General features: G+C 67.2%; 12 protein-coding genes. 10 read left to right on the top strand and 2 right to left on the bottom strand.

The genetic code is table 11. The features are described 5' to 3' along the window. Positions 1–21 precede the first annotated feature (21 nt). The 8 genes from O6P37_RS20515 to O6P37_RS20480 all read left to right on the top strand — a co-directional run bounded on the left by O6P37_RS20515 (position 22) and on the right by O6P37_RS20480 (position 7,657). The gene (locus O6P37_RS20515; protein WP_269895879.1) at positions 22–1,077 is read left to right on the top strand and encodes a ferredoxin--NADP reductase; all 1,056 of its coding nucleotides are present in this window, start codon (positions 22–24) and stop codon (positions 1,075–1,077) included. A gap of 88 nt (positions 1,078–1,165) precedes the next feature. Then, positions 1,166–2,347 (top strand): acyl-CoA dehydrogenase family protein, encoded by a 1,182-nt coding sequence (locus tag O6P37_RS20510; protein ID WP_269895807.1) that lies wholly within the window; start codon positions 1,166–1,168, stop codon positions 2,345–2,347. A 15-nt stretch (positions 2,348–2,362) separates the two neighbouring features. Further along, positions 2,363–3,271 (top strand): VOC family protein, encoded by a 909-nt coding sequence (locus O6P37_RS20505; protein WP_269895806.1) that lies wholly within the window; start codon positions 2,363–2,365, stop codon positions 3,269–3,271. After that, the gene (locus O6P37_RS20500) at positions 3,268–4,734 is read left to right on the top strand and encodes an FAD-dependent oxidoreductase (protein ID WP_269895805.1); all 1,467 of its coding nucleotides are present in this window, start codon (positions 3,268–3,270) and stop codon (positions 4,732–4,734) included. The genes O6P37_RS20505 and O6P37_RS20500 overlap by 4 nt, the downstream gene beginning before the upstream one ends. A gap of 180 nt (positions 4,735–4,914) precedes the next feature. Next, positions 4,915–5,766, top strand: coding sequence for an IclR family transcriptional regulator (locus tag O6P37_RS20495; protein ID WP_269895804.1), 852 nt, complete (start codon positions 4,915–4,917; stop codon positions 5,764–5,766). Next, positions 5,763–6,707: an alpha/beta hydrolase gene (locus O6P37_RS20490; protein ID WP_269895803.1), complete on the top strand. Its 945-nt coding sequence runs from the start codon at positions 5,763–5,765 to the stop codon at positions 6,705–6,707. Before O6P37_RS20495 ends, O6P37_RS20490 begins: the two co-directional genes overlap by 4 nt. Then, the gene (locus O6P37_RS20485) at positions 6,700–7,047 is read left to right on the top strand and encodes a hypothetical protein (protein WP_269895802.1); all 348 of its coding nucleotides are present in this window, start codon (positions 6,700–6,702) and stop codon (positions 7,045–7,047) included. Before O6P37_RS20490 ends, O6P37_RS20485 begins: the two co-directional genes overlap by 8 nt. Continuing rightward, positions 7,040–7,657: a Dabb family protein gene (locus O6P37_RS20480; RefSeq protein ID WP_269895801.1), complete on the top strand. Its 618-nt coding sequence runs from the start codon at positions 7,040–7,042 to the stop codon at positions 7,655–7,657. Before O6P37_RS20485 ends, O6P37_RS20480 begins: the two co-directional genes overlap by 8 nt. Before the next feature lie 221 nt (positions 7,658–7,878). On the opposite strand, the gene O6P37_RS20475 is transcribed toward O6P37_RS20480, so the two are convergent. Next, on the bottom strand, positions 7,879–8,766 hold the full coding sequence (locus tag O6P37_RS20475) for an SDR family NAD(P)-dependent oxidoreductase (RefSeq protein WP_269895800.1): 888 nt from the start codon (positions 8,764–8,766) through the stop codon (positions 7,879–7,881). After that, positions 8,744–10,585: a flavin-containing monooxygenase gene (locus O6P37_RS20470; protein WP_269895878.1), complete on the bottom strand. Its 1,842-nt coding sequence runs from the start codon at positions 10,583–10,585 to the stop codon at positions 8,744–8,746. The genes O6P37_RS20475 and O6P37_RS20470 overlap by 23 nt, the downstream gene beginning before the upstream one ends. A 217-nt stretch (positions 10,586–10,802) precedes the next feature. Here O6P37_RS20470 and O6P37_RS20465 point away from each other — a divergent pair, with 217 nt between their 5' ends. Both O6P37_RS20465 and O6P37_RS20460 read left to right on the top strand, forming a co-directional pair. Then, positions 10,803–12,389: an acyl-CoA synthetase gene (locus tag O6P37_RS20465; protein ID WP_269895799.1), complete on the top strand. Its 1,587-nt coding sequence runs from the start codon at positions 10,803–10,805 to the stop codon at positions 12,387–12,389. Positions 12,390–12,489: 100 nt separating this feature from the next. Next, positions 12,490–12,969, top strand: a complete 480-nt coding sequence (locus O6P37_RS20460; RefSeq protein ID WP_269895798.1) for a nuclear transport factor 2 family protein — start codon at positions 12,490–12,492, stop codon at positions 12,967–12,969. Position 12,970 lies beyond the last annotated feature (1 nt).

The following is a 12,970-nucleotide window of genomic DNA, read 5'->3' as shown; positions in this document are numbered from 1 at the left end:
ACCGCATGAACCGACAGCAACATCACCGCTGTGTCTTCGCCACCCGAGTCTCGCAGCGTGAAGCTCACCGTGACCGATGTCATCGAGGAGAGCCACGACGCCCGCTCCCTGATCTTCGCCGTCGCAGAACACGAACAGCGTCGGCTGAACTACCGGCCCGGCCAATTCCTGACCCTACGGGTACCCGGCCAAGACAGTACGTCGGTGGCCCGCTGCTATTCACTGTCGAGTTCACCGCACACCGATCAATTGCCCAAGGTGACGATCAAGCGGGTTGATGGCGGCTACGCATCGAACTGGTTGTGCGACAACGTCAATCCCGGTGACGTCATCGAGGCGCTGCTCCCGTCTGGGGTCTTCACGCCGGCGGACCTCGACGCCGATCTGCTGCTGTGGGCGGCGGGCAGCGGTATCACCCCGGTGATATCGATACTGAAATCGGCGCTGGCTGCGGGCACCGGCCGGGTGACGCTGATCTATGCCAACCGCGACGAGCATTCGGTCATTTTCGCCGAAGAGTTGGCTGACCTCGCTATCCGCCATCCCGACCGGTTGACGGTGATGCACTGGCTGGAATCCGTGCAGGGGTTGCCACAGCAGCCGCAACTCACCGGCCTCGCGCGCCGTCTCAACACCGCCGAGTCCTACATCTGCGGCCCCACGCCGTTCATGGCTGCCGTTCGGGCCGCGCTCGAGAACGCCGGTGTCCCACGCAGCGCCGTGCACACTGAGGTCTTCCAGTCGCTGACCGGCGACCCCTTCGCGATCGCAGAACCACCGGTCGTCGACCCCTCCGTCGATCGCGAGGCGGTCACCGTCCGGGTCGACCTCGACGGACAGCAGCACACGTTGCGTTGGCCTGCCAGGTCGACCCTGGTGGACGCGATGTTGGCGGCGAATATCGATGTCCCGTACTCCTGCCGGGAGGGCCAATGCGGATCCTGCGCCGCGACCCTGCTAGGCGGCGAGGTCGACATGCCGACCAGTGACATCCTCGAGTCCGACGACATCGAGGCCGGGACCATCCTCGGCTGCCAGGCGCGGCCGGTGTCAGACGACATACACGTCGAATTCTGACGCGCCGTCCATTCACCGGGATCAGCCCACATATCGGTGCCCTTCGCGGTAGACCATCCAAGACAGCCTCACGAGAGAAGGACACCTCATGACCGAGCGGGTAATCGACCGGGTGATGGAACTGGCCGACCAGTTCAAGGAGCAGGCCGTCGAGGCCGAGAGGCTCGGCCAGCTGTCGGATGCCACCGTCAAGAACATGAAGGCAGCCGGATCGATCCGCCTGCTGCAGCCGGCCGAATACGCCGGGTTCGAGGTGCATCCCCGCGAGTTCGCCGAGACCGTGATGGCCACCGCGGCGCTCGACCCGGCGGCGGGGTGGGTCAACGGCGTGGTCGGCGTGCACCCCTACCAGCTCGCGTACGCAGATCCTCGAGTCGCACAAGAAGTCTGGGCCACCGATGTCGACACCTGGATCGCCTCACCCTATGCCCCACAGGGGGTGGCCAAGCCGGTCGACGGCGGCTACTTGTTCAACGGCCGCTGGCAGTTCAGCTCCGGCACCGACGCGTGCGACTGGATCATCCTCGGCGCGATGGTCGGTGACGCCGACGGCAAACCGGTGATGCCGCCGCAGATCCTGCACATGATCCTGCCGCGTAGCGACTACGAGATCGTCGACGACTCGTGGGACGTGGTCGGTCTGCGCGGCACGGGGTCGAAGGACGTGATTGTTCGCGATGCGTTCGTGCCGGCATACCGCACGATGGACGGCTTGAAGGTGATGGACGGCACCGCGCAGATCGAAGCCGGCATGACGAAGACGCTCTACAAGATGCCGTGGTCGACGATGTTCCCGCTGGGGATCAGTGCCGCCACGATCGGCATCTGCGAGGGTGCGCTGGCGGCGCACCTGGACTACCAGCGCGAACGTGTTGGCGCCAACGGCACCGCGATCAAGGACGACCCCTACGTCATGTTCGCCATCGGCGACGCTGCAGCGGACATCGAGGCATCCCGCCAGGCGCTGCTGGCCAACGTCGACCGCGTCTATGACATGGTCGACGCAGGCAAGGAAGTCAGCTTCGCCGACCGTGCGGCTGTGCGGCGCAGCCAGGTGAAGGCGGTCTGGCGGGCAGTCGCCGCGGTCGACCAGATCTTCTCCCGCTCGGGCGGCAACGCACTGCGCATGGACAAGCCGCTGCAGCGGTACTGGCGCGATGCGCACGCCGGCGTCGCCCATGCCATCCATGTCCCCGGAACCATCTACCACGCCTCGGCGCTGAGCTCGCTGGGGGTCGACCCGCAGGGGCCGCTGCGGGCGATGATCTGACCTCTAGGACACAACATGACAGCACTCAAGAGCCTCGGATACGTCACCGTCCAAACCGCCGACATCGATCGCTGGCGCCACTTCGCCTTCCAGGTGCTGGGTTTCGCAGAAGGACGCGGATCCAACGAGTCGGCGCTGTACCTGCGGATGGACGAGCGAGCAGCACGCATCATCGTCACCCCGGGAGACACCGACCGCATCATGACCGTCGGCTGGGAGGTCCGTGACCGTGCCGGCCTGGAGGACGTCAAAGCCGCCCTCGACGGCGCGGGCGTGCCCTTCAAACAGTTGCCGCTGGAAGAGGCGGACGCACGCCGCGTCGAAGAGGTCGTCGCCTTCGACGACCCGGCCGGCACCGCGATCGAGGTCTTCCACGGACCGGTCCTCGACCACAGTCCGGTGATCACGCCGTTCGGGGCACGGTTCGTCACCGGAGCACAAGGGCTGGGACACGTGGTCCTGCCCGCACTGGACGCCAACGGCCTGTTCGAGTTCTACACCGGTGTAGTCGGGTTCCGGTCCCGCGGCGCGTTCCGCGTGCCGGTGCCACCGGAGTACGGGCCGGTGCGTGTGCGCTTCCTCGGCATCAACGAGCGCCACCACAGCCTGGCGATCTGTCCGGCGACAACCCTTCGCGATCCCGGTCTGGTCCACCTCATGGTCGAGGTCGACAGCCTCGACACGGTCGGGCAGGCGCTGGACCGCGTCGGCGCCGACGGGTACCAGTTGTCGTCGACGCTCGGCCGGCACACCAACGACAAGATGGTGTCCTTCTATGTCCGGGCACCGGGCGACTGGGACATCGAATTCGGCACCGACGGCATGCGCGTCGACGAAACCTACTACACTGCAGAGGAAATCACCGCCGACAGCTACTGGGGTCACCAGTGGGTGAGCGACCTGCCGGCAGCGATGCGGCCATGACGCCCGACGCCGACGTCAGCCCGGTCTCGGCGTCCACGATCAGCCATTGGGATCATGAGGCGGACGTGGTGATCGCCGGTTACGGCATCGCCGGCGCCGCCGCAGCGGTTGAGGCCGCCCGAGCGGGTGCGGATGTGCTCGTGCTCGAACGGACCGGCTCCTGGGGCGGGGCGGCAGCCATGGCCGGCGGCTTCATCTACCTCGGTGGCGGGACGGCGCTGCAAAAGGCCTGCGGCTTCGACGATTCCGTCGAGAACATGGCGGCGTTCCTGAACGCGGCGATGGGTCCCGGCGCCGACGGCCGCCGCATCGCCGACTACTGCGAAGGCAGCGTCGCCCACTTCGACTGGCTCGTCGAAAGCGGTGTGCCGTTCAAGGCCGAGTTCTTCGGTGAGCCGGGCTGGGAGCCGATGGGCGACCAGGGTCTGATGTACAGCGGCGGGGAGAACTCCTATCCGTTCAACACCATCGCCACGCCGGCACCCCGCGGACACGTCCCGCAGATGTCGGACAAGAAGCAGGGCGAGGCCAGCGCCGGCTACATGCTGATGAAGCCGCTGGTCGAGACCGCCACCGCGGCCGGGGCCCGGGCGCTCTACGACGTGCGGGTGCAAACCCTGGTGGTCGAAGCCGACGGCCGGGTGGCTGGAATCCGCGCCCGGCAGTACGGCACCGAGGTGACGATCCGCGCGCGCCGTGGCGTGGTGCTGGCCACTGGCAGCTTCGCCTACAACGACGCGATGGTGGCGCAGTACGCCCCGCGTATCGCCGGACGCCCGGCGGCGTCGATCGAACAGCACGACGGTCAGGCGATCCGGATGGCCCAGGCGCTCGGCGCCGACCTCGCCCACATGGACGCCACCGAGGTCGCGATCTTCATCGACCCGCAGCAGTTGGTCCGCGGCGTCCTCGTCAACGAACGCGGCCAGCGCTACGTCGCCGAAGACACCTACCCGGGCCGGGTGGGCCAACTGACGCTGTACCACCAGAACAACACCGCGTACCTGATCATCGACGGCGACGCCCAGGAAGAGGCGATGGCATCGCTGTCCCCACAGTTGATGATGCGTCCGCCGACGTGGGTGTGCGAGACCGTTGCCGAACTCGAAGCCGAGATCGGGTTGGCGCCCGGATCACTTCAGGCCACGATCGCCGCCTACAACGACGGGGCAGCGTGCAGTGAGGATCCGCTGCTGCACAAGAAGCCGCAGTGGCTGCGCCCGGTCGGCTCGCCGGTCGGGGCGATCGATCTGCGGGAGAGCACCGGAGGATTCACCCTGGGCGGCCTGCAGACTTCGCTGGACGGCGAGGTGCTGCACGTCAGCGGCGAGCCCATCCCCGGCCTGTTAGCCGCCGGGCGCTCGACCGCGGGCCTTGCCGCGTGGGGTTACGCCAGCGGCATCTCGCTGGGCGACGGCAGCTTCTACGGGCGACGCGCCGGCCGTCGCGCTGCCAAAGGCTGACCGCCACCCAGCCGGAACAAACCGTGGCGTCGTCCTCGTAAGCCGGGTAGACGACCGGTTGACCGGCGCTGCCTCCTGATGGCCTCGGTCACATCGAAACTCCTGTGTGACACGGCGCACTCTCGTATGATACAAACAGGCATATTCCTATTAGGCATATGCACTCAGCGAGGAGATGTCATGACTGCAGCCCCCGTCATCCAGGAATCCACTACGCCCAGCGCGGTCATCGATCGGGTGTCGCTGGTGCTCGACGCGTTCGACGGCCCGGGCAGACTGACGCTGGCTCAGATCGTCCGCCGCACCGGGTTGCCCCGATCGTCGGCGCACCGCATGCTCGAGCGCCTCGTACAGCTGCGGTGGCTGCGCCGCAGCGGTCGTGACTACGAACTGGGAATGCGGTTGGTCGAACTCGGCTCACTGGCCGTTCACCAGGACCGGCTGCACCGCGCCGCCGCCCCGCTGCTGCACGACCTGCACCGCGCCACCGGCCTGGTGGTGCACCTGGCCGTGTTGGACGGCGCCGACGTGGTGTACCTCGAGAAGATCGGCGATCGTATGGCCGCCGCACTGCCCAGCCGTGTCGGCGGGCGCCAGGCCGCGCACTGCACCGCGATCGGCAAGGCCATGCTGGCGTACAACGCCGACGCGAGCGACGAGGTCGACCTGTCGAATCGTCGCACCCGGTACTCCATCGGAAGCGCCGCCCAACTCGCCGGCGATCTGGCCAAGGTCCGGGCGCACGGCGTCGCCTTCGACCGGGAAGAAGCGCTGAGCGGATTCGGCTGTGTCGCAGCGCCGATCGGTGCCCCCGGTGACGCCGTCGCTGCACTGTCGGTGTGCGGGCCGATGAGCCGGATGGCCTTCGACCAGCGCCTCGCCGCACCGGTGCGGATGACCGCCATGGGCATCTGGCGCAACGTGGAAGGCGGTCCGCAGCGCGTCGCTCCCACGCTGCAGCAGGTGCGCCCGCTGCGCGGCGGACCCGCGCACCGTCCGCTGCACGAGTCGGCCGCCCTGCAGCTCGCATGACGCTCGACCCTCAGATCGCCGAGATCATCGACGCTCTCGACGGCGGATTCCCGGCCGTCGAGACGATGACCGGTGAACAGGCGCGCGCAATCATCCGATCGCGTTTCGTCGCACCGGCCCAACCGGAACGGGTCGGCAGTGCCACCGATCGGGTCGTCGACGGTCCGGGTGGCAGCATCCCGGTTCGGGTCTACCACCCCACCGGAGCCGCGGCCGGATTGCTACCGGGCCTCGTCTACGCCCATGGTGGCGGATTCGTGTTCTGCGACCTCGACAGCCACGACGGGCTGTGCCGAGACCTGGCCAACCGACTCGGCGCGGTGGTGGTGGCGGTCGACTACCGCCTCGCACCCGAGCACCCGTGGCCGGCGGCGGCGGAGGACGTCTACGCCGTCACCCGGTGGATCACCGACAACTGCATCGAACACGGCGTCGACACCGGCCGCATCGCGGTGGGCGGCGACAGCGCCGGCGGCAATCTCGCCGCGGTGACGGCCCTGATGTCTCGCGACCGCGGGGGGCCGGCGCTCTGCGCTCAACTGCTGATCTATCCGATGATCACGCCCGACTTCACCACAGAGTCCTACCAGCGCTACGGAAGCGGCTTCTACAATCCCGAGTCCGCGCTGCGCTGGTACTGGGACCAGTACGTGCCCGACGAGGCGAGCCGCACCAACCCCTACGCCTCCCCGTTGCACGCCGACCTGCACGGGCTACCGCCGGCGGTGGTCGTGATCGCGGGACACGATCCTCTGCGCGACGAGGGTGTTGCCTACAGCGCAGCGCTGACCGCTGCCGGAGTGCCCACCGTGATGGAGATGTTCGAAGGCGGCATCCACGGGTTCATGACAATGCCCAAGTTCACGATCGCTCAGACGGCGCGAGCTCGATTGTGTGAACAGGCAGCGAGTCTCATGGCCGGAGTAGCGGCGCGTGGGTGAAGGTGCGGTGTACGTCATCGACCGCGTGGTCACCCGGCCGGGATGCGCGCGGCGCTTCGTCGACGCCTACCTCGCCGGATACGCACCGGGTGCTCGCAGCCGCGGTATGACTCTGGAGCATGTGTTGGTCAGTCCCCCCATCTGGTTCGAGGAACACCCGAATACGGTCACCGCGACGTGGTCACTGCCCAGCGCGCAGGCCTGGTGGGAGATGACGTGGCAGGGCCGCCCGGATCCGGCGATCGGTGAGTGGTGGGAGAGCATCAGCGATCTGATTCAAGAGCGCAGCCGCAGCGTGGCTTCCGCCGCCGCTGACGTGGACACCCTCTGCGATGTCTAGTGTCATCCGGCTGGTCGACACGGCCGACGAGCATCGGGACCGGTTGCTCGACGAACTGCGCGACTGCGCCCGCGAAATCGGTGCCGAACGGGCACTCGTGCAGCCCACGCTGCCGGGTGTGCGGAACGGCGGGGACATCCTCATCCACCTCAGATTCTCGGGGACCGCTACCCGGGCGAAGGGTGTCAAGGCGATCGATGACCTGCTGAGCGACACGGCGGTGCGACACTACAACGGCGCCACCTACGGCGGCGTGCCGGTCGCAGGCGCCGACGGGAGGGGCGCCGTGTACCGGACGCTGCTGCTGCGGGTGCGCCCCGGCACCGACGACATGGTCGTCCAGCAGTTCGAGAACGACCTGCGCCTACTCCCCCGCTACGTCCGCACCATTCATTCGTGGCAACTCAGCCGGGTCGAGAACGCCGTCGGCGCCTCTGCGTGGACGCACGTGTTCGAGCAGGCGTTCACCGACCTCGACGGCCTGATGGGCCCCTACCTGATGCACCCCGTCCATTGGGCACGCGTCGACCGCTGGTTCGACCCGGAGTGCCCGGAAGTGATTGTCCGAGAGCGCGTTTGTCACAGCTTCTGCCGAAACGTCGAGAACTGAATCTGGACCGTGTGGGCACCTGCGCCGTCACCGGCTAGGGGACTTCGGCGACCCCGGACAGCTCGCCGACTGGGCGCAACTCATGCTCTCCGATGCTGCCGAATTTCTCTGCCGCAGTGTCCTGTTCGTCGACGGCGGCACCGACGCGCATTTCCGGCCCGACGACTGGCCCCGCCCGGTCCGGCGCGCAAGCTGGTCGGCTACCTGCGGCGTTTCCGGAACTAGACCCCGGCCGGGAGGATGTTCGGATTCGCCGTCGCGGGCGGCTCGAACGGGGGCAGTAGACCCGTCCCGTCGAGGCTGTGCACCGGCAGGTTCTGCGACCACGGGTAGTGCAGGCTGAAGGCGACCAGTCCGGTGCGTTCGGCGGCGGGCAGGTGGCTCATCGCCAGCACGGTTTCGGCGAGGTACTCGACAGGCTCGGTCGGGAAAGTGTCCGGGATCAGGTCCGAGGCGCCCGGCGTACGCACGGCCGTCGACGGGCCGACGCAGTTGACGGCGATGTTGTCGTCGACCAACTCGGCAGCCAGGCCTTGGGTGAATCGGTGCAGTGCCGCTTTCAGCGAGGCGTACACCACGTCTCCGGAACTCTTGTTGTACTCGCGAAAGGGGCGCACCGGCGCCATGCCGGTGACCGAGCCGATGTTGACGATCCACCCGCCACCGCGGCTGCGCATGTGCGGAATCGCGGCCTGCGACAGGACGAAGGGCGTGCGCAGGTAGTGCTCGACGGTGCGGTCGAACGTGTTCATCGCCATCTTTTCGATGACCGAGTAGTCGGCATAGCCGGCGTTGTTGACCAGGATGTCGAGTCGGCCGGTGTGTTCGATGACGTTCGGTATCAGTGCTTCACGCTGCACGGTGTCTTCGAGGTCGGCCGCAAGGCCGATGGCTGTGCCACCTGCCGCCTCGATGAGTGCAATCGTCTCGCCGATCGTCCCGGGCAGCGCCGTCGCCCCTCCCGCGCGCACCGAGGGCGACGGCGTGTGGGACCGCGCAGTCACCACCACGGTGGCGCCCTCGGCGGCCAGTCGCTGGGCAATCGCCCGTCCGATCCCCCGGCTGCTTCCGGTGACCAGTGCGGTCTTACCCCGCAGCAGATCCGCCACCGGATGCTCCTTGTCGGCCGTCCAATACGAAATGCTCCTCGATCGGCGCCCGGTGCTGATGCCAGACGTCGACCAGCCGCCACGGGGTGGCCACCACCACCCGTCCCGAGCCCGACCGGTAGTAGGTGTGCGCGTTGGGGGTGTGGCACCACACTGTGCGCGACATGGCGTCGTCGATCTGCGCCACGTAGTCGTCGTAGGCCTGCTGTGTCACTTCCATCGTCGTCGCGCCGCGTAGGGCCATCAATTGCAGGCACTCCCCGATGTAGTGCGCGAGCACCTCCATCGAGAAGTTGGCGCCGGCGCCATGGCCCGGGCTGTAGTTGGGCGCCGAGGTGATGAAGAGGTTCGGGAAGCCAGGCACGGTGCCGCCGCGGTACGCACGAGGGCTGTCGCCCCACTCTGCACGCAGTGTGCGCCCGTCGCGTCCGCGGATGTCCACCGTCGACAGGAAGTCGAGGTGATAGCCCGTTGCGTAGATGAGCACGTCGAGGTCGATCTGTCGACCGTCCTGCGTGACGATTCCTTCTGCGTTGACCGCTGCGGGCTCACTGGCCTCGACGTCGACGTGGTCGCGGGTCAGCGCGGCGTAGTAGCCGCCGGGATCGCGGATGATGCGCTTGCCGTACGGCGCGAAATCCGGCGTGACCTTCTTCGCCAGTTCTGTTCCCTCGCCGAACATCCGGTCGATGTATTCCGTGCACATCTGCAACAGCACGTCGTTCGCCGGAGAGATCGACAGATGCTCGGCGGCCCACTCCGGGTCTCGCAGGATCACGGGATAATTGTTGTCCGCGGTACCCCAGTACGACTTGAGCCGATGCCAGTTGGCGTAGTACGGCAGGTGTCGCCCGAGAAAACGGCGGAAGTCCGGGACGTCGTCGGAGAGCCGTTTGCGCGGTGCCACCCAGTGCGGCTGCCGTTGGAACACGGTCAGATGGTCGACCTGATCGACACAGGCATCGACGATCTGCACCGCTGTGCAACCGGCGCCGACGATCGCCACCCGCTTGCCGGTCAGATCCAAGGCCGAATCCCACCGCGCGGAATGCACGCTGACACCGGCGAAGCTCTCGCGGCCGGGAAGGTCCGGCCAGCGAGGACGATTCAGGTAGCCCGCAGCGGTGATCACCACCCGGGCGTGACTCACCTCGCGGTGACCCTCGCGAGTCACCGAGTGGATCTGCCACTGCCGGCGGTCCTCGTCCCACCACAGCGCCTCGACTTCGGTACCGAACCGCGTGTGCTCACGAAGCCCGTACCTGTCGGCGAGTGACACGAGATAGGCCTGATATTCCGCGCCCTGCGGGTAGTAGTTCGACCAATCCGGGTTGACCTCGCGTGACAACGAGTAGTACACCGACGGGGTGTCCACCCCGATGCCCGGATAGGTCGTCGTCAACCAGGTACCGCCGACCTCGTGGTTGCGGTCGTAGATCTCGTAGGTCACACCCGCGTCCTCGGCGGCCAGCGCATTCACGATGCCGGCGATACCGGCGCCGATGATCGCGACCGTCGTGGTGGACGGAATCGGCACATCACGCGGGAGTGCAGGTTGCGACGGCTGGAAGCCGCCCTGCTCGAGCAGCAGTGGGACGAACTCGTCGTCGACATCGGAACCGAGGGCAAGCGGGAGCAGGCGGCTGAAGAGCACCTCGTCGACGGGCACCGGTGCCGCTTGAGCTTCGACGGCGCTCACCAGTGCCGCCACGATCGCCTCCATGGTGTCGGAGTCGGTGACACCCCGCTTCTCCGGAGGGTCGGGTTCGTGCGAGATCTTCGGCGCGAACCGTTCGAGCACCGATGCGTCATCGGTCATCTGTGCCAGCACCGCCACCAGTACGCCCGGATCCGCCTGCCGTAGGTGGGTCCTCAGCGCCTCGAGGTCGACCTGGGAGGCGTCGTGCGTCGTCGGGGTTGCGGCGTCAATCGTCACGTCACCGAGTATCGAACCGCTGACCGGTGACGGCACCTGCTGTGCCTACTGAGCGGGACAGCGATCGGTGAGCGGGGGTGGTTCGTGTTTGGCTGCCCTCATGCAAGGCGACCCCGACATCGACAGCCTGGTCGCACGGGCTCGCAGCCACGCCCTCGGTGACATCCCGCGGCGGTCGGCCCGCCGGCAACCCGACAAGACCGCGATCATCGATGGCGAGATCACACTGACGTTCGCAGAGTTCGATCGGCTTGTCGACTGCACCGCAGCAGCGCTGCGCGACAACGGTTTCGACGTCGGTGACCGGATTGCGCTGCTGTCCCACAACTGCTGGCAGTACGCCGTGCTGACGTTCGCCACCGCGCGTGCGGGCGTGGTGCTGGTGCCGGTGAACTTCATGCTCACCGCCGAGGAGATCGCCTATCTGCTCGGCCACAGCCGGGTCACCGGCTTCATCGTCGAAGCCGAGCTGACGCCCACCGCCGAGGAAGCCATGCTTAGCGGCGGCGCGGTCACCACCACGGTGGCGCTGACCCCCGACGGGGCCACCCCGCCGCCGGGATGGCAGGACTTCGCCACGTGGCTCGACACCGACAGCCCGGCCCCGCGCCCGCATATCGACGACGAGCAGCTACTGCGCCTGATGTACACCAGCGGCACCGAATCGCGGCCCAAGGCGGTGATGCACACCAGTCGCAGCCTGATGTGGCAGTACGTCAGCACCATCCTGGCCGGAGCCATGTCCGGTAGCGACGTCGAGATCCACTCCCTGCCGCTGTACCACTGCGCGCAGTTGGACAACTTCCTGGCCACCGACATCTACCTGGGAGCCACCAGCATCATCCTGGCACTCCCTGATCCCGAGACGGTTCTGCGCACCATCGAGCGGTACCGGGTGACGAACTACTTTGCGCCTCCGACGGTGTGGATCAGCCTGCTGCGCTGTCCGGTCTTCGATCAGGTCGACCTGTCCAGTCTGCGCAAGGGCTACTACGGTGCGTCGGCGATGCCGACGGAGATCCTCGCCGAGATGCGGGAACGCCTCCCCGACCTGCGGCTGTGGAACTTCTACGGACAGACCGAGATGGCGCCGCTGGCCTCGGCGCTCGGCCCCGAAGAGCAGGACACGCACGCCGGCTCCGCCGGGCGCCCGGTGCTCAATGTGGAGACCACCATCCTCGACGCCGCTGACTCGCCGGTGCCCACCGGCGTCATCGGCGAGATCGCCCACCGCAGCCCCCATCTCATGCTCGGCTATCTCGACGACCCGGCCAAGACGGCGGAAGCCTTCCGTGCCGGCTGGTTCCACTCCGGTGACCTCGGCTACTACGACGAGCACGGGCTTCTCCACGTCGTCGACCGCAAGAAGGACATGATCAAGACGGGCGGGGAGAACGTGGCCAGTCGTGAGGTCGAAGAAGTCCTCTATCGCCACAACGGAATACAAGAAGTTGCGGTCTTCGGGTTGGCTCACCCGGTATGGGTGGAAGCCGTTGTCGCCGCGGTGGTGCTGCGCGAGGGGGCCGACATCACCGAGAACGACGTGATCGCGCACTGCCGAGCGCACCTGGCCGGGTTCAAGGCTCCCAAGCAGGTGTTCTTCGTCGAGGCGCTGCCGAAGAACCCCAGCGGCAAGCTGCTCAAGCGCGATCTGCGCCGGCGGTTCAGCCTCGAGCACAGTCACTGAGAACGATGCCGGACTGTGGAACCTCATCGCCGGCTGATGGTGTTCCGCTCACCGGTCACGCCCCTGTTTCCGATTCCTCAAGGAGGCTTGACTGGCCGACATGAGCAACGACATCACGCTGGCGGAACTCCAGGACTTCGTCTCCGGCTACTGGTACGCCTACGACGAGGCGCTGTACGACGACATGGCGGCGGCGAAAGCCGAAGACATCCGCTTCATCACTCGCAGCGATTCCGGGGCCAGCCCGTTCGAGGAGCTGATGTCGCCCGATCTGCACGGCCGCGACGCCGTGATGGAATGGCTCACCGACCATCGCCGCCAGAGCCCCTACCCGCTGCGCCACCACGCCACCAACATCCACCGCACGGGCACCCTCGATGGCACCGTCCGTGCCCGCTTCTACATTTTCGTCAACCAGATCACGAATTTCGTGCCGTTCGCGGTGTCCAGCGGCGTCGCCAACGTCGCGGTGCGCCGCGGCGCGAGCGGGCTCGAGTTCACCGAGATGGAAATGGTCCTCGACACCACGAATTCGGTGCTGCTGGCGGAGATGTCCGCCGACGCGGGCGCGGGCGCCTGAG

The organism is Mycobacterium hippophais (genome assembly GCF_027529605.1).
In the GTDB taxonomy this organism is placed as follows: Bacteria; Actinomycetota; Actinomycetes; order Mycobacteriales; family Mycobacteriaceae; genus Mycobacterium; species Mycobacterium arseniciresistens.
This window is presented reverse-complemented; position numbering and strand designations above follow the sequence as displayed.